This window comes from Bradyrhizobium sp. AUGA SZCCT0431, from assembly GCF_018131065.1.
Classification (GTDB): Bacteria; Pseudomonadota; Alphaproteobacteria; order Rhizobiales; family Xanthobacteraceae; genus Bradyrhizobium.
The window spans coordinates 59,294-83,102 of the sequence record NZ_JAFCLR010000038.1; the positions used below are offsets into that span (position 1 = coordinate 59,294).

A 23,809-nucleotide genomic window follows, 5' to 3' on the forward strand; every position below is an offset into this window, starting at 1 on the left:
TATGCCCTACCCGCTCCGGAATTGCGGCCCATTACGACCCAAGTCTTTAACGAAAACTTGAATCGTAAGCGTCGCGTATCACCACCGGGGAAGACCATGTCACACCGTTCAGCGAAATTCATCTCGGCGATCTTCGCCGGCATTTTGGCGGGAACCAGTTTTGCCGCCGTTGCGCAGGATGCCGCCAAGGAGAACAGCGCGAACAAGGACAACAGCGCGAAAACGGCGGACACCTGCCTGACGCGTCCAAAAGGGCCTTTGCCGGCAGGCGGTCATTGGTATTACCGGACCGATCACGCCACCAAACGCAATTGCTGGTACATCGGCGAAGAGAAGAACAAGACCGCGCGCGCCGCGCCGAAGGAATCTTCATCCACGCCTGCAGCATCGGATTCCGCATCGGCGGAGGCGGTCAATGCCGTTTCGCCGCAGCAGAGCATCAATGCGCGCAAATCGATCGCCAACGCGCGCGCCGAACTGACCGCGCCGCAAGCGCGCGTCGAGGATTTGATCGAGCCGCAGAGCACGGGTACCGTGCCCGTTGCCGGCATCGCAAATAGCCAAATTGCGGCCGCTCCGGACTCGCCGCCGCCATCATCCATCGCATCGCGCTGGCCGGAATCTTCGGGCGTCAGCCCCTCGAGCGGTGCGCGCCTTGCCGCGGCCGAGCCATCGCAGAACCTGCAGACTCAAAACCCGCCGACCCAAAGCCTCCAGACCCAGAACCTTCAAACCCAGAGCCTTCAAACCAATCCCACAGCGGCGCCGCAGCCCGCCATCGCGCCGGTCGCGCTCGCTGCCGCGGATTCATCGCAGGAAAGACGGTCGGCATCGATGCAGATGCTGCTGCTGGTGATGGCCGGTGCGCTGGCGCTGGCAGGCGTCACCGCAAGTCTGGTTTACCGGTTCGGCCGCGCGCAGGCGATCCCGCTGGAACCGCGCGGTGATCGCCGAGCGATCTGGGACTCGATCCCGACCGAACGGACGTCGCCATCGATGTTCCCGGACGAGACGCCGATCTGGCGCAGCAATACTCCGCGCGACGTTCCCCGCGATCCGCGCGCCCCTGACGATCCGGAGCGGCGGGTAACGGAGATGCTGGCGCGATTGGCGCGCAGTGCGCATACGTAAGGCCGGGCGTCGCGTAACCCCGGCACGGACCAGGCCTGCGACCGCAGCCGGGATTATTTTTCGAGCTGGCGCTGCAGGCCACGAACGAACTCCGTCAGTCCGGTACGGCGCTCGCGCTTGAGCCGTTCGGCCTTGAGGATCGACTGCACCTCGGCGAAGGCATGGTCGACGTCCTGGTTGATGACGATGTAGTCGTATTCCGCCCAATGGCTCAGTTCGTGGGTGGCGCGGTCCATCCTTCCGCGAATGACCTCGTCTGAATCCTGGGCGCGGGTGTGCAGGCGCTTTTCGAGGTCGGCAGCCGACGGCGGCAGGATGAACACGCTGACCACGTCGGCGCGGGCTTTCTCGCGCAATTGTTGCGTGCCCTGCCAGTCGATATCGAACAGCACGTCCTGCCCGGCCGACAGCGCGGCCTCGACCGGCGCGCGCGGCGTTCCATAGCGATTGTCGAACACGGTGGCCCATTCGAGCAATTCGCCCTTCTTGGCCATTGCTTCGAATTTCGGTTTGTCGACGAAGAAATAGTCGCGCCCGTCGACCTCTCCCGGCCGCATCGGCCGCGTGGTCGCCGACACCGACATCTTTAGACCAGGCATCTTGTCGATCAGCATCCGCGACAGCGTGGTCTTGCCCGCGCCGGATGGCGAGGACAGCACGAACATCAGTCCGCGCCGCTCAACCCCGTCGAAACCACCAGCCGTCATCGCTCACTCCAGATTCTGGACCTGTTCGCGGAACTGCTCCACCACGTTTTTCATCTCGAGCCCGGTATTGGTCAACTCCAGATCGTTCGATTTCGAGCAGCAGGTGTTGACCTCGCGGTTGAACTCCTGGGCGAGAAAATCCAGCCGGCGCCCCACCGGGCCGCCCTTGCCGATCATCTCGCGGGCCTGGGCGATGTGGGAGGCGATGCGGTCGAGTTCCTCGCGGATGTCGGCCCTGGCCGCGATCATGATCGCTTCCTGATTGAGCCGGTCAGGGTCGAAACGATCGGACGTTTCCAGCAGCGCTGCGACCTGTTCGGCCAAACGCGCCCTGATCGCCTCGGGCTTGCGGCCGGGCGCGGCCTCGGCCCTCTTCGCGAGCTTCTCGATCTCATCCATGCGCTGGTTGAGAATCTGCCCGAGCGTGACACCCTCGCGGCGGCGCATCTCGACCAGATTGGCCAGCGCCTGCTCGAAGGCCAGGGCCGCGGCGTCTTTGGCCGCCTTGTCTTCGGCCTCATCGCTTTCGGGTTCGACCACCTCGATGACGCCCTTGATGCCGAGCAGACCATCGATGCTGGGCGCCACCGCGTCGATCTTGCCGGCGAGCACGCCCGCCACCTTTACGATCGAGTTGAGTACGTCCTCATTGATGCGGATGGTCGAGACCGCGTTGGCCCGCTTGACGTTGAGATTGGCGTAGACCGTGCCCCGCGACAGCACCTCGCCGGCGCGCTTCTTGGCGAAAGCCTCGAGTTCGTCCCATCCGGGCGGCAGCCGCAACCGCAGGTCAAAGCCCTTGGCGTTGACCGACTTCAGTTCCCATTCGAACGTGTACGGACCGCTGGCGCCGTTGCTCCGGGCAAAACCGGTCATGCTCGATAGCGCCATCGCGTAAAACTTTCCGAAACAGGGAGATGCGAGACTCGGGGTGTGGCGCGCAGCTTAAAACGAATTCACGCCCGATGGAATTGAGTTAGCGCTGAACCACCGGCGCCGTGGTGGTCGATTGCGCCGCGCCCTGGCGGGCGCCGGGGGCGGCCGCAGGCGGCGCCGGACGTGCGGGCTGCCTCTTCGTCCCCGTCGGTTTCGGCGTCGTCGCCGTCGGGTTGGTGTCGGCCGCCGGTGCCCCAGCCGCCGCAGGAGGTGCGGTCTCTTCGGCCGGTTCGACCGTGTCGTTCTGGATCTGCTTTTCCAGCACCCGCAGCTTGGCGACGTTCTTCTGATGCTGGTCGTAGGTTTCGGTAAAGGTATGTCCGCCACTACCATCGGCGACGAAGAACAGGTCGCGGGTCCGCGCCGGGTTGGCGACCGCCTCGAGCGAGGCGCGGCCGGGATTGGCGATCGGGCCCGGCGGCAAGCCCTCGATCACATAGGTGTTGTAGGGCGACGGCTGGGTGATCTCGGAGCGCTTGATCGGCCGGCCCAGCGTACCCTTGCTGCCCACCAGCCCGTAGATGATGGTCGGATCGGACTGCAGCTTCATCTTCTGTCGCAGCCGGTTGGTGAAGACAGCGGCGACCCGGCTGCGCTCGTCGGCCCGGCCGGTTTCCTTCTCGACGATCGAGGCAAGCGTAATCAACGCCTCCGGCGACCTGACCGGAATGTCCGGATTGCGGCGTTCCCAGATTTCCGCAAGCACCCGCTTCTGGGTCTGCTGCATGCGCTGGACCACCTGTTCGCGGCTGGTGCCGCGCGGGAATTTATAGGTTTCCGGCAACAGCGTGCCCTCGCGGGGCATTTCCTTCAGCGAGCCCGAGAACAGATCGTTGTCGATGAGGCGCGCCACGATCTGCTCGGAGGTCAGGCCTTCGGGAATCGTGACGCCGTGCTGCACCACCTTGCCTTCGACGATGGTGGCGATGACATCGCGCAGGCTGGCGCGCTTCTGGAACGAATATTCGCCGGGCTTGAGATCGGAACTCGCCTTCAGCGCAAACACGCTGCCGATGAACAGCCACGGATTGACGTTGATCACGCCCTCGCGCTGCAGCGCGTCGGCGATGTCCCTTTTGCCGGCGCGTGCCGGAATGTTGACGATCTTGTCTTCCTGCAGCGGACCCGGCGTCTCCAAAAGCTGGCGGCCGTAATAATACGCGGTCCCCGCGCCGATCATCAAAATGATCAGAATGGTGATGATGGCATTGCCGATCACGACAAACGGATTGCGGGCACGCTCGGACCGCTTCGGCGGCGGCGGTACCTGCTCGGGCTCCAGCGCAGCGCGCGGGCTCCGGGGGGAAATGGGCGGCCTTTCACTCATCGATGCAACCTGAATCCTGCCGGTTCAATCGTGGCCTGACAAACCCCTGCCCGGCCAATAGCATACGCCCACGTCTAGGAGTCATCGCCGAATACGGCAAAACGGTGGAGTCGCTCTAAACACTTGCTAACTAACTACGCGCCGAACGATGACGGAGGCGTTGGTGCCCCCGAAACCGAAAGAATTCGACAGCGCGACGTTGATCTCGCGTTGGCGCGCCGTTTGAGGCACGAGATCGATCGCCGTCTCCACCGACGGATTTTCCAGATTGATGGTGGGCGGGGCGATGTTGTCGCGAATCGCAAGGATGCTGAAAATCGCCTCGATCGCGCCGGCCGCGCCGAGCAGATGCCCGGTCGACGACTTGGTCGACGACATCGACACCTTGGAAGTTGCATTGCCGAGCAACCGCTCCACCGCGCCGAGTTCGATCTCGTCGCCGATCTGCGTCGAGGTGCCGTGCGCGTTGATGTAGTCGATATCGGATGCGCTGATTCCGGCGCGCTTCAACGCCGCACTCATGCTGCGGAAGGCACCATCGCCGTCCGGCGCCGGCGAGGTGATGTGATAGGCGTCCCCGGACAGGCCGTAGCCGATCACCTCGGCGTAGATTTTCGCGCCGCGCTTTTTGGCGTGCTCATATTCCTCGAGCACCACGATGCCGGCGCCCTCGCCCATCACGAAGCCGTCGCGATCCTTGTCGTAGGGACGCGAAGCCCGTTCCGGCGTGTCGTTGAAGGCGCTCGAGAGCGCACGCGCCGCGCAGAAGCCCGCCATCGCCAGCCGGCAGATCGGCGATTCGGTTCCGCCCGCCACCATCACCTCGGCATCGCCGAGCGCGATCAGGCGGCTGGCGTCGCCGATCGCGTGCGCGCCGGTCGAACACGCGGTGACGACGGAATGGTTGGGTCCCTTGAGGCCATGCTCGATCGAGACGTAGCCGGAAGCGAGATTGATCAGCCGCCCTGGAATAAAGAACGGCGAGACCTTGCGCGGCCCGCGCTCCTTGAGCAGTAGCGCGGTATCGGCGATGCCGGACAGGCCGCCGATACCGGACCCGATCAGGGTGCCGGTCGCGCATTTGTCTTCTTCGCTCTCGGGGTGCCAATCGGCGTCGTCGAGCGCCTGGCGCGCGGCGGCCATCGCAAAGATGATGAAATCATCGACCTTGCGCTGGTCCTTTGGCTCCATCCACTGGTCCGGATTGAAGGTGCCGGCGCTGCCGTCGCCGCGTGGAATCACGCAGGCGATCTGGCTGGAGAGATCGGCAACTTCGAAGGTCTCGATTCGCCTGGCGCCGCTCCGGCCGGCGAGGATACGCGTCCACGTTGCGTCAACGCCGCAGCCGAGTGGCGTAACCATGCCCAGCCCCGTGACGACAACCCGCCTCATATCAAAAACTCCGGCCCGAAACTGGCGGTCCATAACAAGAAACCGGGGGACCGTTCGACAACGGCCCGTCCGGCTCTATGCGCACCGCGCGGGGGCGTCAGCTTTTCGCGTTCTTTTCGAGAAATTTTGTCGCGTCGCCGACGGTCAAAATCGTTTCCGCAGCGTCATCAGGAATCTCGCAACCGAACTCTTCTTCAAATGCCATCACAAGCTCGACGGTGTCGAGGCTGTCAGCGCCAAGGTCATCGATGAAACTTGCCGCATCGACCACCTTCTCGGGTTCAACACCGAGGTGCTCGACCACAATCTTCTTAACCCGCTCGCCAATCTCACTCATCGTTCAACCTCGTGCTTGTTCCATTGGACCCGACCCCAAGATACCGCAAGACGATACGAGCCATCGTGGTCGTTAAACTTCCTTCGCAATCGCGCATAGTCTTGATTCGGCACGGTGGTAGCCGACAAAGGCCCGGCGAACGGCAGGCGTCGCCACGCCAATATACAGGGTTTCAAAATCCTGCAATGGCCTTGTTTGCCCATCCGTCGGTGGTTCGGTTATCATACTTCCCTACCGTTGACTACAAGCCCTCGCCCGGCCCCCCGAAACCGCCTTTGGCCGCATCGATCGGGCCGTTAACCGGCTCAAATCATGGCCATTCCGCCGTTGACGTGGATGGTTTGCCCGGTGACGTAAGCCGCCTCGTTCGAACTGAGATAAACCGCCGCCGCGGCGATGTCCTCGGGCGTTCCCAGCCGTGCTGCAGGAACCTTCGACAGGATGGTCTCGCGCTGCTTGTCGTTGAGCGCATCCGTCATCGGCGTCTTGATGAATCCGGGCGCGATGCAATTGGCGGTCACGTTGCGCTTGGCGTATTCGGCGCCCAGCGTCTTGATCAGGCCGATGATTCCCGCCTTCGACGCGGTGTAATTGGCCTGTCCGGGATTGCCGGTCACACCGACGATCGAGGTGATGGCAATGATGCGGCCGAAGCGCTTGCGCATCATCAACTTGGTCGCGGCGCGCGCCAGGCGGAAGGTCGCCGTCAGGTTGACGTTGATGACGTCGTCCCAATCCTCGTCGCGCAATTGCACGAACAGGTTGTCGCGGGTGATGCCGGCATTGGCGATCAGGATATCGACCTGCCCCATCGCCGCTTCCGCCGCGGGCACCAGGGCCTCGACTTCCGCGCTGTCGGAAAGATTGCACGGCAGCACGTGAACGCGCTCGCCGAGCTTGGTGGCGAAGGCATCCAGCACTTCGCGGCGCGTGCCCGAGATCGCCACCGTCGCGCCCTGCGCATGCAGTGCCTGCGCAATGGCGTTGCCAATGCCGCCGGTCGCGCCGGTCACCAGCGCCGTCCTGCCCGTCAAATCGAACATCAAAATCTCCTTTCGGCGCGCTTACGCTGAAGCCGCCAATGCGTCCTTGGCGGCGGCAATGTCCCCGGGGCCGCCGACGGATACGCCAACGGCACCGTCGGCGATGCGCTTGACCAGCCCGCTCAGCACCTTGCCGGCGCCGATCTCGAAAAATCGCGTGACACCGTGGCCCGCCATGTAGGCGACCGACTCGCGCCAGCGCACGGTGCCGGTGACCTGCTCGATCAGGCGGCGCCTGATCTCATCGGGATCGGTGATCGGCGCGGCCAGCACGTTCGACACCAGCGGCGAAGCCGGCGCCTTGATCGTCACATCGGCCAGCGCCTTCGCCATCGCGTCGGCCGCGGGCTGCATCAGCTTGCAATGGAACGGCGCGGACACCGGCAGCAGCATCGCGCGCTTGGCGCCCTTGGTCTTTGCAATTTCAAGCGCGCGTTCGACCGCGGCCTTGTCGCCGGAGACCACCACCTGCCCGCCGCCATTGTCATTGGCGGCCTGGCAGACCTGACCCTGCGCTGCTTCGGCGGCCACCGCCGTCGCCGCCTCATAATCGAGGCCGAGCAATGCCGCCATCGCGCCGACGCCGACCGGCACGGCCTTTTGCATCGCAAGGCCGCGGGTGCGCAACAGGCGCGCGGTATCGCTGAGGCTGAGGCTGCCGGCCGCGGCCAGCGCCGAATATTCGCCGAGCGAGTGACCGGCCACGAAGGCCGCGTCCCGCCCGACCGAGAATCCGGCCTCGGTCTCCAGCACGCGCAAGGTCGCGATAGACACTGCCATCAGCGCCGGCTGAGCATTTTCGGTGAGCTGGAGGGTTTCGGCAGGCCCCTCCCAGATGATCGCGGTCAGCTTTTCGCCGAGCGCCGCATCGACCTCGTCGAATACCGCCCGCGCGGCCGGAAAGGCGTCCGCCAGGGCCTTGCCCATGCCCACGGCCTGCGACCCCTGACCCGGAAAGGTGAATGCTGCGGTCATTTTGACTGAAAACTCCTTCAAGTGCAGCCGTAAGACACCGGCTTTCGCCGCCCTGTCAAGCCGGACGGAGCGTGCATCGCACAAGCAATCGCGGTGCAAAATTGGTTACGCCGCCTGGAACCTCGCCGCGGCGCTTGCCGGGATCATCGCAGATATCAATCAACCCAGCTATTTCGGCACCGGAGCCGCTCCTGCTGTCTTGAGCGCCCTGCAACAAGCGTGTAACGGCGCGAGCGGAAACGAATGCCGCGCCAGCCCTGCAATCGCCGAGCCCGGTCAAGTCTTACCCAGGTGATCTCGTGAGTCCTGAACCTTCTGCGAAACCCGTGGCGTCCAGCTCGTTCGCGGCCATGAAGTCGCGGCCCTATAGGGCCCAGTTCATCGCCTACGTGCTGGCCATGATGGCCGACAATGTCGAGCATGTGATCAGCTATTGGGTGGTGTTCCAGAAATTCCATTCACCAGCGCTGGCGGGCTTTGCGGTGCTGTCGCACTGGCTGCCATTTCTGCTGTTTTCCGTCGCCGTCGGCGGGCTCGCCGACCGGTTCGATCCACGCCGCATCATTCAGTGCGGAATGCTGCTTTTCATCGTGGCGTCGGCGGGATGGGGAATTTTCTTCATTACCGACACGCTTCAGATGTGGCACGCGATGCTGCTCCTGGTCATCCACGGCTGCGCCGGCGTGCTGTGGCAGACGCCGAACCAGCTGCTGCTTTACGACATCGTCGGCCCCGCCGATCTGCCGAGCGCTGTGCGGCTGAACGCGATGGCGCGCTATTTGGGAATCCTGGTCGGTCCGGCCGCGGGCGGCGTGATCATGCTGGCACTCGGCCCATCCCACGGCATCATTCTCAACACGCTGTTCTACCTCCCGATGCTGCTCTGGCTGTTCTGGGCGCCCATCAGCGCCCAGGGCGCAGTGGCAAAGCGCCTCGCCGTCCGCGGCCTTTCCGACATCGTGCAGACCATCCGCGTCATCGGCCCCTACCCTGTCCTGATCTCGATGACGCTGCTCGCCGGGCTGACCTCGTTCATGATCGGCAACGCCTACCACGCCCAGATGCCGGGCTTTGCCGTCGATCTCGGCCACGGCGACCCCGGCGTGGCCTACAGCGTGCTGCTGGCCGCCGACGCCGCCGGCGCGCTGCTTGCGGGCATCGCACTGGAAGCGTGGGGGCGGCTCAGAGCGACGCCCCAGACGGCCATCGTTCTTGCAATTCTATGGGCGCTGTCGCTGCTCGCGTTCGCATCGGTCAGGATCTACTCGCTTGCGATCGCGCTGCTGTTCGCCGCAGGATTCTTCGAGCTGTCGTTCAACACCATGGCACAGACCATGGTCCAGCTGAATGCCGCCGCCGACATTCGCGGCCGCGTCGTCGGCCTGTTCAACATGGCCGGGCTCGGCATGCGCGCCTTCAGCGGCATCACCGTGGGCCTGTTCGGCGCGGCGATCGGCATTCACTGGTCGCTCGCCCTGTCGGCCGCGGTGCTGTTGGCGTTTCTGTTCGTGCTGCTTCGCCGCGCCAATGCGCAAGCCGGCCGAACACGCGTTAGCGGCGGCTAGAAACCGCCGGCCTTCTGATCGCCGCCGACCTCGGCCCCGGCGCGTGCGCGGCGCGCGCTGCTCACGAGCTGGCCCGGGCGATCCTGCTGGTCCGGCTTTGCGGTCGCAAGGCGCAGCACCGCAGCATAGTTTGGCTGCACCTCCATGCGATCGGCATGCCGGCTTTGACTGAGAATGCGGTGGACGCGCGGCAGGTTGTAGCAGGGCACGTAGAACAGCAGATGATGCTCGAGGTGATAGTTCACGTAATAGGGCGCGATGAACAGCCGCTCGAGGAAACCGGCATGCGTGGTGCGGGTGTTGCGCAAGGGGTCGCTGCTGTCGGGCACCACGGCATGCTCGGCGATGTTGCGGATGCGGGTGATCACCATCTGCCAGGTGAAGAGCGGCAGCAGCCATAACAGCGGATAGGCCCACCACACGCCGGCGGCGGCAAGGCCTGCGAACATCACCGCGTTGACCGCGAATTGCGGGCCGAGCTTTTCCCAGAAATGGACGGCGCGCTTCGACAGCGGCCATTCTGCCGGGCCCAGCGCGTTGAGCAATTGCGCCTTGCGCTGCTGATAGCCGGTCTGCCCGGTGATATCGCGCAGGAATTTGCGGCGATAGCTCATCTTCGTGATCGGAAACGGCGCCGACAGAATGAGATCGGGATCATCCTCCTGCTGGGTGCGCGCATGATGCTGCAGATGATAGCGGCGATAGGCGCGGGTCTCGGCAAAAACCGGATAGGCGCAGAACCACTGGCTCAGGGTCAGATTGGTTTTCTCGTCGGCCGACAGGCAGCCATGCGCGCCGTCATGCATCAGGATCGCGAGCCCGAGCTGGCGCGAGCCGATGATGCCGACGGCCAGCAGAAACGTCAGCGGATTGGGCCACCAGGCCACCAGCGCGATCGAGCCAATGATCAATACCCAGGCATGAACGATCAGGGCAACGCCTTTCCAGGTCGAACGCCGGCGCACGGCGATCAATTCATCCTCGGACAGGAAATCACGGGCACGCATCCGAAGCGCGGTCATGACGAGGTCTCCCCTTCGGGTGAATCTGAAGCTGGTGCGGGGTTGCCGACGAGCCGCAGGCGGCCGCCGTCGCCGGCCGATTTCGTCGTCGCCTGCTCACCCAGCACGCGCAGCATCTCGGCGGATAATTCTTCGGCCGAACGGCCCATGGCATAGCCCTCGACCATCACGCCGATCGCGACCGCCCAAAATCGCCGCGAGGTCGCGTCGGGATCGCGCAGCGTGCCCCAGCCGTGCCGGTCGATCTGGTTCGAATAGGCACGCAGCCCCTCGCCGTGCAGCCGCTCGATGGTGCGCTCGACCAATGGCGCGAGATCCTGGCGGCGGCGCGTCAGCGTCAGCGCCTCGGCAAAGAAGGCGACCGAATCGGTTGATGTCACGCTCTCGACCAGCGCGCGCGTGTAGTCGCGCGGCGTGTGCGCCGACAACGCCGCCTGCTCGGCTGCACGGGCAACATAGAGCATGTCGCGGCAGGCGGCCTCGACGAACAGCGCTTCCTTGGTGCGGAAATAATAGGTGATCTGGCTCGGAAACGCGTCGGCAGCGGCGGCGATATCCGAGATCGAGGTGCCGGAAAGGCCACGCTCTTTGAACAGGCGGCTGGCGCCATCCAGCAGGCGGGAACGCATCTGGCGTCCGGCCGAACGCGTGGCGCGGACGGCGTGTTTGGGGTCGCCGGACGGCATTTGAGCGGTTTCGACGGACTCGGAAGCCATTTTGCCCTCTCGTCCAATATTTGTATGATATACAAACAAATATGTCAATCCAACCCTTGGAGGCGGCGATCGGCCATGGCATCAACCGGGCCAAATCCCCGCATCAACGCTTGCCAGCGGGCTCAAAATCTCTATAAACCGCGCATCCGTGGATCCCGGCCGGGAGCTGAACGGACGGTCTCAGCAATCTCACCTTTCGGCGATGTTGATGTGGCAGGGCCAGTTGGCCCGTCGTCCCGTGCTTCCGCCTTCTGAGCATTATCGAGTCCTTTCCGAAGGTCTCGAAGGGCTTGCCGCCGGGAACCGCGCCAACACAGGAAAGGACACCCATGCCTCTTTATGAGCATGTTTTTCTCGCGCGTCAGGATGCGAGCACCCAGCAGGTCGAAGAGCTGACCACCCAGATGACGGGCATCGTCGAAGGGCTCGGCGGCAAGATCACCAAGACCGAGAACTGGGGCGTGCGCTCCCTCACCTATCGCATGGACAAGAATCGCAAAGCACATTTCGTGCTGATGAACATCGATGCGCCCTCCGCTGCGGTCACCGAGATCGAGCGGCAGGAGCGGATCAGCGAAGACGTCATCCGCTATCTCACCGTCCGCGTCGAAGAGCACGAGGAAGGTCCCTCTGCCATGATGCGCAAGGCCGATCGTGATCGCGAACGCGACGACCGCGGCGGTGGTTTCCGTGGTGACCGCGAAGGCGGCTTCCGTGGCGATCGTGAAGGCGGTGGCTTCCGTGGTGGCGACGGCGGCGGCTTCCGGGGCGACCGTGGTCCGCGTCGGCCGCGTGACGACGAAGCAACCGCAGCGGTTGAGGAGTAAGAATCATGGCTGAAGCTGGTGCACGCCGTCCGTTTTTCCGCCGCCGCAAGACCTGCCCGTTCACGGGTCCGAATGCGCCGAAGATCGACTACAAGGATTCCAAGCTGCTGATGCGTTACGTTTCCGAGCGCGGCAAGATCGTGCCGAGCCGCATCACCGCCGTCTCCGCCAAGAAGCAGCGTGAACTCGCCCGCGCCATCAAGCGCTCGCGGTTCCTCGGCCTCTTGCCCTACGTTATTCGTTAAGACGATTTCGATCGGCGGCATCCGTGCCGCCGATCGCGACTTTTCATAAGGCTTCCGGGTCGTCCGGTCGCCGATGGTTGGGGTCGAAGACCTCTAACCGCTCGAAAGGGGCGGGACAGCTGATGATCGTGATCATACTCATTGCGCTTGCGGCCGGCTCTGCGTCGGCGCTGATGTTCGCCTCGATCATCTCGGGCGCGCTGATCTCATTGCTGTTGTTCTATCTGGCCCCGCTGCCGCTGATGGTGGCCGCCCTTGGATGGGGACCGCTTGCGGCGACGATCGGCGGCATCGCCGCGGCCTCGGGCCTCGGGCTGATGTTCGGCCTGCCCTACTGCATCGCCTTTGTCGTCACCGTCGCCCTGCCCGCCTGGTGGCTCGGCCATCTTGCGCTACTCGGACGGCCGCTGCCCGCCGAGGAAGCAGGCAATGGCGCCCCGCCTGCCGCGCCTGCCATGGAATGGTATCCGGTCGGCCGCATCCTGCTGTGGATTGCAGGCTTTGCGATGCTGACCACGATCACCGCCATGCTGACGCTCGGCAGCGACGCCGAGGCGATTACGGCGTCACTGAAACGCGGCCTGCTGCGAATTCTGACGCCCCGCAATGCCGCGCCATCAGGCGACACGGAGCGGTGGGTTAGCGCGCTCGCAATCATCGCGCCGCCGGCAGCCGCGATCGTCGCCATGATGACGCTGACCCTCAATCTCTGGCTCGCCGGCAAGATCACCGCGACCTCCGGCCGCCTGCACCGGCCGTGGCCGGACTTGAAGAGCGCGGAGCTGCCGCCGATGACGCTGGTCGCGTTGTCGGTCGCACTGGCGTTCTGTTTCGTCGGCGGGCTCATAGCATTGTTCGCGCAGATCACGGCCACCGCCTTGTTGATGGCCTACGCCATCACCGGCTTTGCCGTGCTGCACACGTTGACACTGGCGCTGAAGGGCCGCGCGTTCTGGCTGTCCTGCGCCTACGCCGTCGTCGTGGTGTTCGGCTGGCCGGTACTGGCGCTGGTGGTGCTTGGCCTCGCCGACGCCGTCTTCGGATTTCGCCAACGCTTTATGCGCGGCAGACCGCCGCCGGTGCCTGCAGCGTAACCATTCCACCCATCCACTCGAACCGGATCATCACCACTTCAAAAGGAGAACGAATATGGAAGTCATTTTGCTGGAACGCGTCGCCAAGCTCGGTCAGATGGGCGAAGTCGTCAAAGTCAGGGACGGATTTGCCCGTAACTTTCTGCTCAAGCGCGGCAAGGCGTTGCGCGCAACGTCTGACAATCGCGCCAAGTTCGACGGCATGAAGGCCGAGCTCGAGGCCAACAACCTCAAGGCCAAGGGCGAGGCCACCAAGGTCGCGGAGAAGATCAACGACCGCAACGTGGTCGTGCTGCGCCAGGCCTCCGAAACCGGCCAATTGTTCGGTTCGGTCAGCGTGCGCGACATCATCGCTTCCTTCGAGGCCGACGGCGTCACCATCAGCCGCAGCCAGGTCATGCTGGACGCGCCGATCAAGACCATCGGCAAGCACTCGATCGCCATCGCCGTGCACCCCGAAGTCGAAGTCAGCGTCAGCGTCACGGTTGCACGCAGCGCCGATGAAGCCGAGCGCATCAACCGCGGCGAGGACATCTCGAGCCGTCAGGAAGATCAGGACGCCGCCGCCGAGGCGCTGGCCGCCGCCGGCGAGTTCTTCGATCCGGAAGCCCAGCACGACGACGAAGCGCCGGCACCGGCTGCGACCGAGAAGTAACGCGCGCCTCTCTTTATGTGTTGAGAACCAAGCCCGGCCGATCAGGCCGGGCTTGGGATTCGTGCCGCCGCTTTCTCGTCGAGCATCGCGATCGAGGCGAGCGCCGTTGCGGTGTGCTTCTCGACGCCGTCGGTGAGGCAATAGACATCGGCCGCGACCACCGCGACCTGACGTCCGGGCTTGATCACCCGCGCCCGGCAGATCAGGCGCTCGCCCACCGCCGGCGACAACAGATTCAATTTATATTCCGCCGTGAGCGCCGCCTGGCCGCGTGAGGTCGCAGCCGCGATGGTGGTCGCATTGTCGACCAGGAAGGCGGTGACGCCGCCATGGAACAGGCCGTGCTGTTGCAACAGCTCCGGTCTGCGGTCGACCGCGAGCGTGCACGACCCGCGCGTCAGTTCGGACAGCTCCGCGCCGATATGGGTCATAAAGCCCTGACGTCCGACATTGTCGCGGATGCGGCTGGCGATCGGCGCGAAATCCGGGTCGGTATTTGCGATCATGCGGTTTCTCCAGTGCTGTGGCCCGCCTCGGGAGCAACCACCGCACGGGTGGCGCAGGCGATCAGGATGTCGGTCTGGTCCCTGGGATCGGCGCGGTCGCGGCCCGACAGCCAGGCGCGACAGAAAATCTGCGCAGGTCCGATGATCTGGCTGAAGAACAAGGCCGCCGTCATCGGCAGCAATTCGCCGCGCGCGATCAGCGGCGCGCGCCATCGCTCGACGGCCTCGGTGAGACGCGAATTCTGCGCACGCTGCGCGCCGCGGATCTCTTCGGTCCATTCGCTGCGCGAAATCTCGAACAGATAGCGCGCCTCGCGCCGGTTGTTCACGACCCAGTCAAGATGCGCATGGATCAGCCGAGCCACGCCTTGCCTGGCGCCGCAGGATTCGTCGATCGCAGCGAGCACCGCGGCGTGATAGCGGCCGAGGATTTCCAGGAACAGCGTGCCGGCCAGTTCCTTCTTTGATCCGAAGAAGTGGAAGAAGCTGCCGTTGGACGCGCCCGCACGGGTTCGAATCGCGGCCACGGTTGCACCCTCAAAGCCGTCGCGGTCGAACACCGCCAATCCCGCTGCCAGCAAATCATCTCGCGCCGTGGTCACCACACGCCAACCCTCGCGCTCCTTTTAGATCATTGCTCTAGAGTATTGCTCTAGGAATGATTGAGCAAGTCCGTCGTGCGAGTTTCCGTCGCGAACGTTATCGGCGTGCGTTGTGGAACGCGGCGTTACTCGGAAATGGGCGGTGCGGGCGGCCCCGCCGGCGCAACCGGCGGTGGAGGCGGCGCAGATGCCGTCACCTCGGGCGGAGTGGCCGGCGCAGGTGCTGCGGCGGGCGCCGACGGGCTCGGGATCGCGGCTGGCTCTCTCGGGATCGCGGCTGGTTCTGATGTACCGCTGGGGGTCGGTGCGGCGGCCGCCGGCGCGGGCGTGACCGGCGGGACTGGATCAGGCCGCAGCGGCGTTGGTTCGCTGCCGCCGGTTTCCCTGGGCGCATCGACCTTGGCGGTCTCTGACTTGGCTGATTCAGGCTTCCCTGCTTCAGATTTGCCTGCTTCAGACTTGCCCGTCTCAGGTTTGCCTGTTTCAGGTTTGCTCGAGTCAGACTTGCTCGAGTCAGACATGCCCTCGCCCGCCGGCTTGGCGGCTTCAGGCTTTTCGCCGGCATCCACCTTGGCGGTTTCGTGCTTGGCATCTTCCTTGGCCGCCTCGTCGGTTTTCGGCGGCTCTTCGGCAGGCTTGCCACGCTTGCCGAGCTTCTGCTTGGCGCCCGTTTTGCTGTCTGTCGTGGCCTGCGGCGCCTGGCCATCGGCGGGCCTGGCGGCATCGGGCGGCTGGCCCGGCCGTCGCTTGCCGTCGCGTCCGGGACCTTGCGGCGTGAGCCCGTCGGCGTCGGGCCGGGACGCTTCTTGCGTCGCGGCGGGATGTTGGCGGCGGCCGAACCGGTCTAGCTGATCCGGCCTGGCAGCCTCTTGCTTGGCGCCCTTTGCCGCATCGGTCTTCGGCTGATCCTTGCTCTGAAAGCGCGTGTCGGCCGCGCCGTTCGATATCAGGAACGAGGCGAGCACCCCGGCCATGTCGCTGCTGGTGGTGTAGTGCTGGCGCAGGAAGCCGGGAAGCGACGACGCCGAAACGTTCTTCAACAGGCCGCGGGGGCTCTTGTGGCAGGCGTTGCAGGTACCCGCGAAGATCTGGGAAGGGGTCTTGCCGGCCTCCAGGTTTTCAGCCCGCGCCGTGAGACAGCCAACCAGAAGCATCACCGTCGCCAGACTGAGCGCTCGGCTCAACATTCCCTGCTTCTCCAATTGGAATCGCTTCCAGCGTCGCGCAACACGGCCGACGGCGGTCACCTTTTAGCCGATTATCCTACGAATGGAAGCTCACTTGTGACGCAACTGCGTGATCTCCACATTTGGGAATATCCGCTTTGACTACAACGCCCTAGCCCGTCGGGCTGATCACGATTATGATCTTGTTGACGCACATTGGAACCTTCGTTCCCGCCGTGCGTCGGTTTGTAACGGGCCGGTCGTTCCATTGGTGCTTTGATGGATCGTTTGTTGCGTTATTTCCTGGGACAGTTCATCCGCCGCGGCACGATGACATTCACGGCCGCGAGCGGGACCACATTTACCTGCGGCGACGGCACCGGGCGGCCGGTATCGGCCCGCTTCCTGAGCCCGCGCACCGAGCGGCGGATCCTCCTCAATCCCGAGCTGGCGTTGGGTGAAGCCTATATGGACGGCACGTTCGTGGTCGAAAATGGCTCGATCGCAGACGCGCTGGCGATCCTGCTCGATCAGCCGGCCATGGTGCCGCAATGGGCTCGGCTGCAATGGTGGATGCGCTATCTCGCCCGGCACATCAGTCAGTTCAACTGGCGCGGCCGGTCACGAAACAATGTCGCACATCATTATGATCTCGACGGGCGGCTCTATTCGCTCTTCCTGGACGCCGACAAGCAATATAGCTGCGCCTATTTCGAGACGCCGGATGCCACGCTCGATGATGCTCAGTTGGCCAAGAAGCGCCACCTCGCCGCCAAGCTCTTGATCGGGCGCGGCGACCGCGTGCTCGACATCGGCTCGGGCTGGGGTGGCCTTGGGCTCTATCTGGCCGAGATGACCGGCGCCGATGTTACCGGCATTACGCTCTCGACCGAGCAATTGCAGGTCGCGAACGCCCGCGCCGGCGAGAAAAAGCTGGACCATCAGGCGAAATTCCTGCTCAGCGACTACCGCGATATTCCCGGTCCTTTCGACCGGATCGTGTCGGTCGGAATGTTCGAGCATGTCGGCGTCGGGTTTTACGAAACCTTCTTCAAGCGATGCGCCGAGCTACTCAGCGACGACGGGATCCTCGTGCTGCACTCGATCGGCCGCTCGACCGGCCCCGACGTGACCAGCCCCTGGATCACCAAGTATATTTTCCCGGGTGGCTACATCCCCGCGATGTCCGAAGTGACGCCGGCGATCGAGAGCGCCGGGCTTCTGGTCTGCGACATCGAGATTCTGAGGCTTCATTATGCGGAGACGCTGAAAGCCTGGCGCGAGCGCTTCATGGCGCGGCGCGAAGAGGCCGTGCGGCTTTACGACGAACGCTTCGCCCGAATGTGGGAATTCTATCTGGCCGCGTCGGAGATGTCGTTCCGCAAGCAGAACCTGATGAATTTCCAGATCCAACTCACCAAGCGCCAGGGCGTCGTACCGATGACGCGCGACTACATCGCGCGTGAAGAGGCGCGGCTGCGCGGGATCGAAACGGGAAAGACGCCGCGGCTGCAAATCGCGGGCGAGTAGGCCGATTTTGAGCTGAATGTCTTAATTTCGGAAGCTGTAGCCCGAGCCGTAGGCTATTCCGGCAGTTGCCGGGCGAGCGAGTTGCGCGCGCAGAGCATCCAATACGTCGATATCGCAGGGCACGGCACGCGATTCCGGGCGCGAGACGAGTTCCATGGTGTCGATCAGCATCGACAACCAAGCGCGCTGGTCGCCTCCTGATCGCCATGTACCGAGCTGTTGACCCATCGTCTTGTCCTTGATCCGTGTCTTAACCAACCCGAAAGCCTAAAACCCGTTCCCGAATTCCTCGACCAGGATGCCGGCCAGAAAGCCTCGCGGATGTGATCTGGTTCACAGAGTTCGTCGGCTGGTTGCCGTAAAACTACTGAATGGACCAGAAAACCTACTCAACCTCGCTCGTCCCTCGAGCCGATCTCATCACCGATTACGCCTTGATCGCGACCGGCATCGGTTCGGCCCTGATCGCGTTGATCTTTCTCATCCTGGCTTGATCAATCGCTAACATCGCGGCCCGGATGACCTCCGCAGCCTGGGATAGGTCTGTCCAACTGGCGATAAAGTTCAGTTGGCCCTAACAGCTTTCCCAACATTTTCGTGAATTCGGTGGCACCGCCCGGCCGCCGCGCGGTTTTGGCCAAAACCCGTCAAGTGCAATGCCGCAACGACCGACGGGGATTCACATCTCGCTTGTGTGAATCGGGCATAAGGCATGTAGGTACTTCCGCTCGGCACGAGGGGAGCGCTTTATCGCCGCCCCAATCCGGCATCCCAAATACCGACCCAAATCCGAAGAACAATTCCGAGCATGGCGCTGACTGATTCGAACATCCTGAAGCTTGCCCCCGACGCGGGAACTCCGGCCTATCGGAGTGCGCCGCACAATATCGAAGCCGAACAGAGTCTGCTGGGCGCGATTCTGGTGAACAACGACGCGTTCTATCGGGTTTCGGACTTCCTCGAACCAAAACACTTCTTCGAACCGATTCATCAGGCGATCTACGAGACCGCCGGCAGCCTGATCCGGATGGGCAAGGTGGCGACGCCTGTCACGTTGAAAACCTTCCTGCCCGCCGAGACCGATATTGGCGGCATGACGGTTGGCCAGTACCTCGCCCGTGTCGCGGCCGAGGCCACCACCATCATCAACGCGCAGGATTACGGCCGGACGATCTATGACATGGCGTTGCGCCGCGATCTGATCCGGATCGGCGAGGACATGGTCAATGTCGCGTTCGACGCGCCGGTGGATTTTGCCCCGCGCGCGCAGATCGAGGACGCCGAACGCCAACTCTACGAGCTGGCTGAGTCCGGCCGTTACGACGGCGGCTTTCAGCGTTTCGCGCAGGCGATGAAGACCGCGCTCGATATGGCGGCCAACGCCTATCAGCGCGACGGAAAATTGTCTGGCATTTCAACTGGCCTCCGCGATCTCGACTCCAAGATGGGCGGCCTGCAGCGGTCGGACTTGATCATCGTCGCCGGACGTCCCGGCATGGGCAAGACCGCGCTTGCCACCAATATCGCCTATAACATCGCCGAAGCGCACCAGGCGGAAGTTCAAGCCGACGGCACCATGAAGTCGGTCAATGGCGGCGTTGTCGGCTTCTTCTCCTGCGAAATGTCCGCCGAACAGCTCGCCACGCGTATTCTGGCCGAGCAAACCGGCATTGCGTCCAGTATGATCCGACGCGGCGGGATCAAACAGGACGAGTTCGACAGGATCCGCGACTACACCATCAAGCTCGAGCACTTGCCGCTGTTCGTCGACGAAACGGGCGGCCTTTCGATCTCTCAATTGACGGCGCGCGCGCGGCGGCTGAAGCGGCAGAAGGGCCTCGACATCATCGTGGTCGACTACATCCAGCTGCTGCAGGGCTCCGGCAAGCGCGGCAACGACAATCGCGTGCAGGAAGTCACCGAAATCACCACCAGCCTGAAAGCGCTCGCCAAGGAACTCAATATTCCCGTGGTCGCGCTCTCGCAGCTGTCGCGACAGGTTGAAAGCCGCGACGACAAGCACCCGCAATTGGCTGACTTGCGCGAATCCGGCTCGATCGAACAGGACGCCGACGTGGTGCTGTTCGTGTACCGCGAGGAATACTATTTGCAGAACAAGGAACCCAAAATCGGTACGCCCGAGCACGAGAAATGGAAGCTCGACATGGAGCTCGCGCACGGCAAGGCCGAGGTCATCATCGCCAAGCAGCGCCACGGACCGACGGGTACGGTCCAACTGCAATTCGAAGGCCAGTTCACGCGGTTTAGCGATTTCGCCGAAGGGGATAATCTACCCTACCGCGCGCCCTAGCGCGGTTTCCAGCGAAGCATCGGACTTGATCCGGGGTGGTGCTAGGTTCGCGTGAAGAAAACACGTCAAAACAAGAATGTAGAGCGCGATCGGTTCTGATCAATCAGGACCGATCGTGCCCCAGTCCTGCCTTCTGCGCGGTTGAACCATGGCGTTCGCCCGCGTAAAATGCGGCATGAACATCGCATCCGACCCCAAATCCATCCCGACCAGCACCCTGCTCTCGCCCGAGGCGAACCAGGCCGCCGCGCTGGCAAGCGCCACCGGCGTGCTGACCGTCGATCTCGACGCCATCGTCGCCAACTGGCGCAAGCTCGAAAAGACCGCCGTGCCGGCCGAATGCGCCGGCGTGGTGAAAGCGGACGCCTATGGCTGCGGCGCCGAACAGGTCGCGCGCGCACTGGCCAACGCCGGCTGCAAGACCTTCTTCGTCGCAACCCTCGAGGAAGCGCGCGTGCTCCGTGAGGCTCTGCCGACGGCAACAATCTATACGCTCGACGGCTTCTTCCAGAACACCGGCGACGCCTACGCCAAGATCGATTGCAAGCCCGTGATCGGCGATCTCAACGAACTCGCCGAATGGGACGTGTTCTGCCGCCGCTCCGGCTGGTCCGGGGGCGCGGCCATTCACATCGACACCGGCATGAACCGGCTCGGCCTGACCGTGACCGAGGCGCTAGGTATCATTCCGCGCATCAATGCCGGCGATCACGGCATCACGCTTGTGATGAGCCACCTCGCCTCCGCCGAACTCCTCAACAACCCGCTCAACGCCAAGCAGCTCACGACCTTCCGCGAAATCGCGAGCCTGTTCGCGGGCGTGCCGGCGTCGCTTGCGAATTCGTCCGGCGTTTTCCTAGGGCCGCAGTTCCAGTTCGAATTGGTGCGGCCGGGCGCCGCCGTCTACGGCATCAACCCGACACCGGAAGCCGACAATCCGATGCAGCCGGTCGTCGAATTGAAGGCGCGCATCGTGCAGATCCGCAATCTGGAAAAGGGCGAGACCGTCGGTTATGGCGGCACCTGGACCGCGCGGCGGCCGACGCGGGTCGCGATCGTCTCCGCAGGCTATGCCGACGGATATTTCCGCGCCGCCAGTTCGAATGACGGCAGCCGGGGCGCCGAGGTGGTGGTCGCCGGCAAGCGCTGCCCGATCGCGGGTCGCGTCTCGATGGACCTGATGGCGGTCGATGTCACCGATCTGGAAAAGAACGCCGTGCGGCGCGGCCACATGGTGACGCTGATCGGCGAAGGCATCACGGTCGACGAGCTCGCCCATCATTTCGGCACCATCGGCTATGAAGTGCTGACTAGCCTCGGCAAGCGTTACGCGCGGATTTACAAGGGCGGCGACGCAAAGGCCGAGCCGCCGTCGGTAACGGCGTCAACACCACCGGCAATCGAACCAGTGCCCGCGACCGCTGAACCCGCCGCGGCGCCAGCTCAGATCCCGCCTCCACTGCCGACCTGACAATTCCTGTCAGGCATGAAGATCGCGACTTTCAACATCAACAATGTCAATCGCCGCCTGCCCAACTTGCTGCGCTGGCTGCGTGCGTCAAAACCCGATGTCGTGGCGTTGCAGGAGTTGAAATCGGCCGACGCCGATTTTCCGGCTGTTGCAATCGAGAAGGCCGGCTATGGCGCGGTGTGGCGCGGCCAGAAGACCTGGAACGGCGTCGCGATCCTGGCGCGCAACGCCGAGCCCGTGCTGACGCGGACCGCTCTGCCCGGCGGCCCCGGGGATAACGAGGCGCGCTACATCGAAGCCGCCGTCAACGGCATCATCGTCACCAGTCTCTATCTGCCGAACGGCAATCCGCAGCCCGGGCCGAAATTCGACTACAAGCTCGACTGGTTCAAACGGTTGCGCTCGCATGCCGCGAAATTCATCAAGCAGGACATCCCCGTGGTACTGGCCGGCGACTACAATGTCGCGCCGACCGAACTGGATATCTATCCGACCAAATCCTGGGACAAGGATGCGCTGATCCAGCCGAAAAGCCGCGCGGCGTTCAAGACGCTGACGGCGCAAGGCTGGACCGACGCGATCCGCACCCTGCACCCGTCAAAGCCGATGTTCACGTTCTGGGACTACAAGCGCAACCGCTGGCCGCGCGACGCCGGGCTGCGGCTCGATCATCTGCTGCTGAGCCCCGTGCTGGCGCCGCGCTTGATGAAAGCCGGCGTCGACCGCAAGATCCGCGGCGAGGAAGGCGCCAGCGATCATGCGCCAGCGTGGATCGTGCTGAAGTAGACGGCGGGAAACAAAAACCGCGAAAATAACCCCATGCAAAGAAAGGAACCTCTTGCAGTCGCTGCTGAATTTTCGGCGCAGCATGACGCCGAGGCCGCCCGAAAGCAGCCCGCGGTCGCCGGCATGGCCGCGAAAACCTTTTGACACGTCGGGCAAATCACCGGCACAGATCCATCATCCCCCCATTCCGCAAAACGCCCTTTGGCTTATCCGGCCAGCCTTGTCCGACGCGATTGCGCTAGCTTGCGCGCGGCAGACGATCGCCCGCGGATCGCTCGCAATGTCCGCTATTCCCTCTACAGCGGACCTTTCGCGACGCTGCCGTCATGTCAGCTTCGTGCCACTACCGGACACTGCACCGCTTACTCGATCACTTCGTCGGCGCGCGACAGGATAGATGCTGGCACGTCAAGCCCGATTGCCTTGGCGGTCTTGAGATTGATGACTAACTCGAAACGCGTCGACTGCACGACCGGCAACTCCCCCGGCTTCTCGCCCTTGAGAATGCGCCCAACATATCCTCCTGCCAGCCGCGCAAACTCGGTGCGATCTGTACTGTAACTCACCAGACCACCGGCCGTGACGAATTCACGCCATTCGTAAAGTGCGGGAATGCGGTAGCGCGCCGCGAGCGTCACAAGTCGATTAGTGATAACTTGAAAGTACTGTGACGCAGCAAAGAGAACCGCGACGATGTTACGTTCCGCGAGAGTTGCAAACATTTTGTCGACTTGATCCTCGGTGCCAGCCTCAGCGATGAGCAGCGGTTGCCCGACGGTCTGCGCTGCCGTTTGCATCTCCTTGATCTGAAACGGCGTCGCTCCATTCTTCGGATCGACGACGAAGGCTATCGTGCCGGGTTTCGGCTGGAGCTCGCGCAAGAGCGCCAACCGCTTTGGGCCAAGTTGAGTCGTGAACAGGCTCACGCCAGTGGCATTGCCACCGGGCCGGTTAAAGCTGGCTACGAGGCCATCCGCAACTGGGTCCAATCCACTGGCGAAGACGATAGGAACCGTCGCGGTTGCCGCCTTTGCCGCCAGTGCCGTTGGCCGACCAAATGCGGTCAATAAGGTGACCGGCAAACGCAAGAGTTCAGCTACAAGCGCCGGCAAGCGAGCCTCTTGCCCATCTGCGAAGCGATACTCTATCGCGACGTTTCGCCCGACCACGAAACCCGATGTCTCCAAAGACTGTAAGAACGGCGTGTGGATGGGCGCCTCTGCCTCGGACGAGCGGGTGCTCAAATATCCGATCACCGGCGTCGCGCCTTGTTGCGCGCGGCCAGCGCGCGGCCAAGCGGCAACGGCGCCGCCCAATATCAGCAAATCTCGGCGTCTCATGTCGCCCCCGTTCCGGGCAGCATCGTAACGTCTCAACCAGTAGGATACTGGACTGCACCCCTGGAACGAGACACGATAATTTCTGTGACAGTGCGGTTGCCATGATGCGTTATCGTGCTTTGTTT

25 protein-coding genes are annotated in these 23,809 nt (G+C 63.6%); 11 read left to right on the forward strand and 14 right to left on the reverse strand.

Translation table 11 applies throughout. The annotated features are described in order from the left end of the window. Positions 1 to 96 precede the first annotated feature (96 nt). Positions 97 to 1,131, forward strand: a complete 1,035-nt coding sequence (locus JQ567_RS29350; protein ID WP_212442053.1) for a hypothetical protein — start codon at positions 97 to 99, stop codon at positions 1,129 to 1,131. Between the two features lie 53 nt (positions 1,132 to 1,184). Here the strand turns inward: JQ567_RS29350 and gmk are convergent, their stop codons facing one another. The 7 genes from gmk to fabD all read right to left on the reverse strand — a co-directional run bounded on the left by gmk (position 1,185) and on the right by fabD (position 7,848). Continuing rightward, positions 1,185 to 1,838, reverse strand: a complete 654-nt coding sequence (gene gmk, locus JQ567_RS29355; protein ID WP_192740726.1) for a guanylate kinase — start codon at positions 1,836 to 1,838, stop codon at positions 1,185 to 1,187. A 3-nt stretch (positions 1,839 to 1,841) separates the two neighbouring features. Then, positions 1,842 to 2,729, reverse strand: coding sequence for a YicC/YloC family endoribonuclease (locus tag JQ567_RS29360; protein ID WP_212442054.1), 888 nt, complete (start codon positions 2,727 to 2,729; stop codon positions 1,842 to 1,844). 85 nt (positions 2,730 to 2,814) lie between these two features. Beyond that, on the reverse strand, positions 2,815 to 4,101 hold the full coding sequence (gene mltG / locus JQ567_RS29365) for an endolytic transglycosylase MltG (protein ID WP_212442055.1): 1,287 nt from the start codon (positions 4,099 to 4,101) through the stop codon (positions 2,815 to 2,817). Between the two features lie 126 nt (positions 4,102 to 4,227). Next, positions 4,228 to 5,493, reverse strand: coding sequence for a beta-ketoacyl-ACP synthase II (fabF, locus tag JQ567_RS29370; RefSeq protein WP_212442056.1), 1,266 nt, complete (start codon positions 5,491 to 5,493; stop codon positions 4,228 to 4,230). A 97-nt stretch (positions 5,494 to 5,590) separates the two neighbouring features. Then, complete coding sequence (locus JQ567_RS29375) at positions 5,591 to 5,830, reverse strand: acyl carrier protein (protein ID WP_006020277.1); 240 nt, start codon at positions 5,828 to 5,830, stop codon at positions 5,591 to 5,593. Positions 5,831 to 6,135: 305 nt separating this feature from the next. After that, a complete protein-coding gene (gene fabG / locus JQ567_RS29380) occupies positions 6,136 to 6,873 on the reverse strand; it encodes a 3-oxoacyl-[acyl-carrier-protein] reductase (protein ID WP_212264801.1) in 738 nt (245 codons plus the stop codon). Between the two features lie 21 nt (positions 6,874 to 6,894). Then, a complete protein-coding gene (gene fabD, locus JQ567_RS29385; protein WP_212442057.1) occupies positions 6,895 to 7,848 on the reverse strand; it encodes an ACP S-malonyltransferase in 954 nt (317 codons plus the stop codon). Positions 7,849 to 8,174: 326 nt separating this feature from the next. On the opposite strand from fabD, the gene JQ567_RS29390 reads away from it, so the two are divergent. Further along, positions 8,175 to 9,413, forward strand: a complete 1,239-nt coding sequence (locus JQ567_RS29390; RefSeq protein WP_312017488.1) for an MFS transporter — start codon at positions 8,175 to 8,177, stop codon at positions 9,411 to 9,413. On the opposite strand, the gene JQ567_RS29395 is transcribed toward JQ567_RS29390, so the two are convergent. Together JQ567_RS29395 and JQ567_RS29400 are read right to left on the reverse strand one after the other, a co-directional pair. Continuing rightward, positions 9,410 to 10,435, reverse strand: a complete 1,026-nt coding sequence (locus tag JQ567_RS29395; RefSeq protein ID WP_212442058.1) for a fatty acid desaturase family protein — start codon at positions 10,433 to 10,435, stop codon at positions 9,410 to 9,412. The genes JQ567_RS29390 and JQ567_RS29395 overlap by 4 nt on opposite strands. Next, positions 10,432 to 11,151, reverse strand: coding sequence for a TetR/AcrR family transcriptional regulator C-terminal domain-containing protein (locus JQ567_RS29400; protein WP_212442059.1), 720 nt, complete (start codon positions 11,149 to 11,151; stop codon positions 10,432 to 10,434). The genes JQ567_RS29395 and JQ567_RS29400 overlap by 4 nt, the downstream gene beginning before the upstream one ends. A gap of 329 nt (positions 11,152 to 11,480) precedes the next feature. On the opposite strand from JQ567_RS29400, the gene rpsF reads away from it, so the two are divergent. The 4 genes from rpsF (at position 11,481) to rplI (ending at position 13,972) form a co-directional block, all read left to right on the forward strand. Then, entirely contained in the window at positions 11,481 to 11,978 is a 498-nt protein-coding gene (gene rpsF / locus JQ567_RS29405) for a 30S ribosomal protein S6 (protein ID WP_212442060.1), read from the forward strand. A 5-nt stretch (positions 11,979 to 11,983) separates the two neighbouring features. Next, positions 11,984 to 12,223 (forward strand): 30S ribosomal protein S18, encoded by a 240-nt coding sequence (rpsR, locus tag JQ567_RS29410; RefSeq protein ID WP_002711478.1) that lies wholly within the window; start codon positions 11,984 to 11,986, stop codon positions 12,221 to 12,223. 122 nt (positions 12,224 to 12,345) lie between these two features. Next, entirely contained in the window at positions 12,346 to 13,317 is a 972-nt protein-coding gene (locus JQ567_RS29415; RefSeq protein ID WP_212442061.1) for a hypothetical protein, read from the forward strand. Positions 13,318 to 13,372: 55 nt separating this feature from the next. After that, positions 13,373 to 13,972 carry a 50S ribosomal protein L9 gene (gene rplI, locus JQ567_RS29420; protein WP_212264806.1) on the forward strand — a complete coding sequence of 200 codons (600 nt, stop codon included), beginning with the start codon at positions 13,373 to 13,375 and terminating at the stop codon, positions 13,970 to 13,972. A gap of 41 nt (positions 13,973 to 14,013) precedes the next feature. Here the strand turns inward: rplI and JQ567_RS29425 are convergent, their stop codons facing one another. From JQ567_RS29425 to JQ567_RS39125, 3 genes are all read right to left on the reverse strand, one after another. Next, entirely contained in the window at positions 14,014 to 14,478 is a 465-nt protein-coding gene (locus tag JQ567_RS29425) for a PaaI family thioesterase (RefSeq protein WP_212442062.1), read from the reverse strand. Then, positions 14,475 to 15,080: a TetR/AcrR family transcriptional regulator gene (locus JQ567_RS29430; RefSeq protein WP_212442063.1), complete on the reverse strand. Its 606-nt coding sequence runs from the start codon at positions 15,078 to 15,080 to the stop codon at positions 14,475 to 14,477. Before JQ567_RS29430 ends, JQ567_RS29425 begins: the two co-directional genes overlap by 4 nt. Positions 15,081 to 15,273: 193 nt before the next feature. Next, the gene (locus JQ567_RS39125) at positions 15,274 to 15,804 is read right to left on the reverse strand and encodes a pentapeptide repeat-containing protein (RefSeq protein ID WP_409363639.1); all 531 of its coding nucleotides are present in this window, start codon (positions 15,802 to 15,804) and stop codon (positions 15,274 to 15,276) included. 721 nt (positions 15,805 to 16,525) lie between these two features. Here JQ567_RS39125 and JQ567_RS29445 point away from each other — a divergent pair. After that, positions 16,526 to 17,776 (forward strand): cyclopropane-fatty-acyl-phospholipid synthase family protein, encoded by a 1,251-nt coding sequence (locus JQ567_RS29445; RefSeq protein ID WP_212442066.1) that lies wholly within the window; start codon positions 16,526 to 16,528, stop codon positions 17,774 to 17,776. Between the two features lie 21 nt (positions 17,777 to 17,797). Here JQ567_RS29445 and JQ567_RS29450 read toward each other — a convergent pair whose 3' ends face one another. Continuing rightward, on the reverse strand, positions 17,798 to 18,004 hold the full coding sequence (locus JQ567_RS29450) for a transcriptional regulator (RefSeq protein WP_212442067.1): 207 nt from the start codon (positions 18,002 to 18,004) through the stop codon (positions 17,798 to 17,800). A gap of 143 nt (positions 18,005 to 18,147) precedes the next feature. On the opposite strand from JQ567_RS29450, the gene JQ567_RS38735 reads away from it, so the two are divergent. From JQ567_RS38735 to JQ567_RS29465, 4 genes are all read left to right on the forward strand, one after another. Continuing rightward, positions 18,148 to 18,270 (forward strand): hypothetical protein, encoded by a 123-nt coding sequence (locus JQ567_RS38735; RefSeq protein WP_283816586.1) that lies wholly within the window; start codon positions 18,148 to 18,150, stop codon positions 18,268 to 18,270. Positions 18,271 to 18,584: 314 nt separating this feature from the next. Beyond that, the gene (locus tag JQ567_RS29455; protein ID WP_212264810.1) at positions 18,585 to 20,087 is read left to right on the forward strand and encodes a replicative DNA helicase; all 1,503 of its coding nucleotides are present in this window, start codon (positions 18,585 to 18,587) and stop codon (positions 20,085 to 20,087) included. A gap of 175 nt (positions 20,088 to 20,262) precedes the next feature. Then, positions 20,263 to 21,558, forward strand: coding sequence for an alanine racemase (gene alr / locus JQ567_RS29460; protein WP_212442068.1), 1,296 nt, complete (start codon positions 20,263 to 20,265; stop codon positions 21,556 to 21,558). Between the two features lie 15 nt (positions 21,559 to 21,573). Continuing rightward, complete coding sequence (locus tag JQ567_RS29465; RefSeq protein ID WP_212442069.1) at positions 21,574 to 22,344, forward strand: exodeoxyribonuclease III; 771 nt, start codon at positions 21,574 to 21,576, stop codon at positions 22,342 to 22,344. 362 nt (positions 22,345 to 22,706) lie between these two features. Here JQ567_RS29465 and JQ567_RS29470 read toward each other — a convergent pair. Beyond that, positions 22,707 to 23,809 (reverse strand): ABC transporter substrate-binding protein (locus JQ567_RS29470; protein ID WP_212442070.1); only part of this gene is annotated, 1,103 nt, incomplete at its 5' end.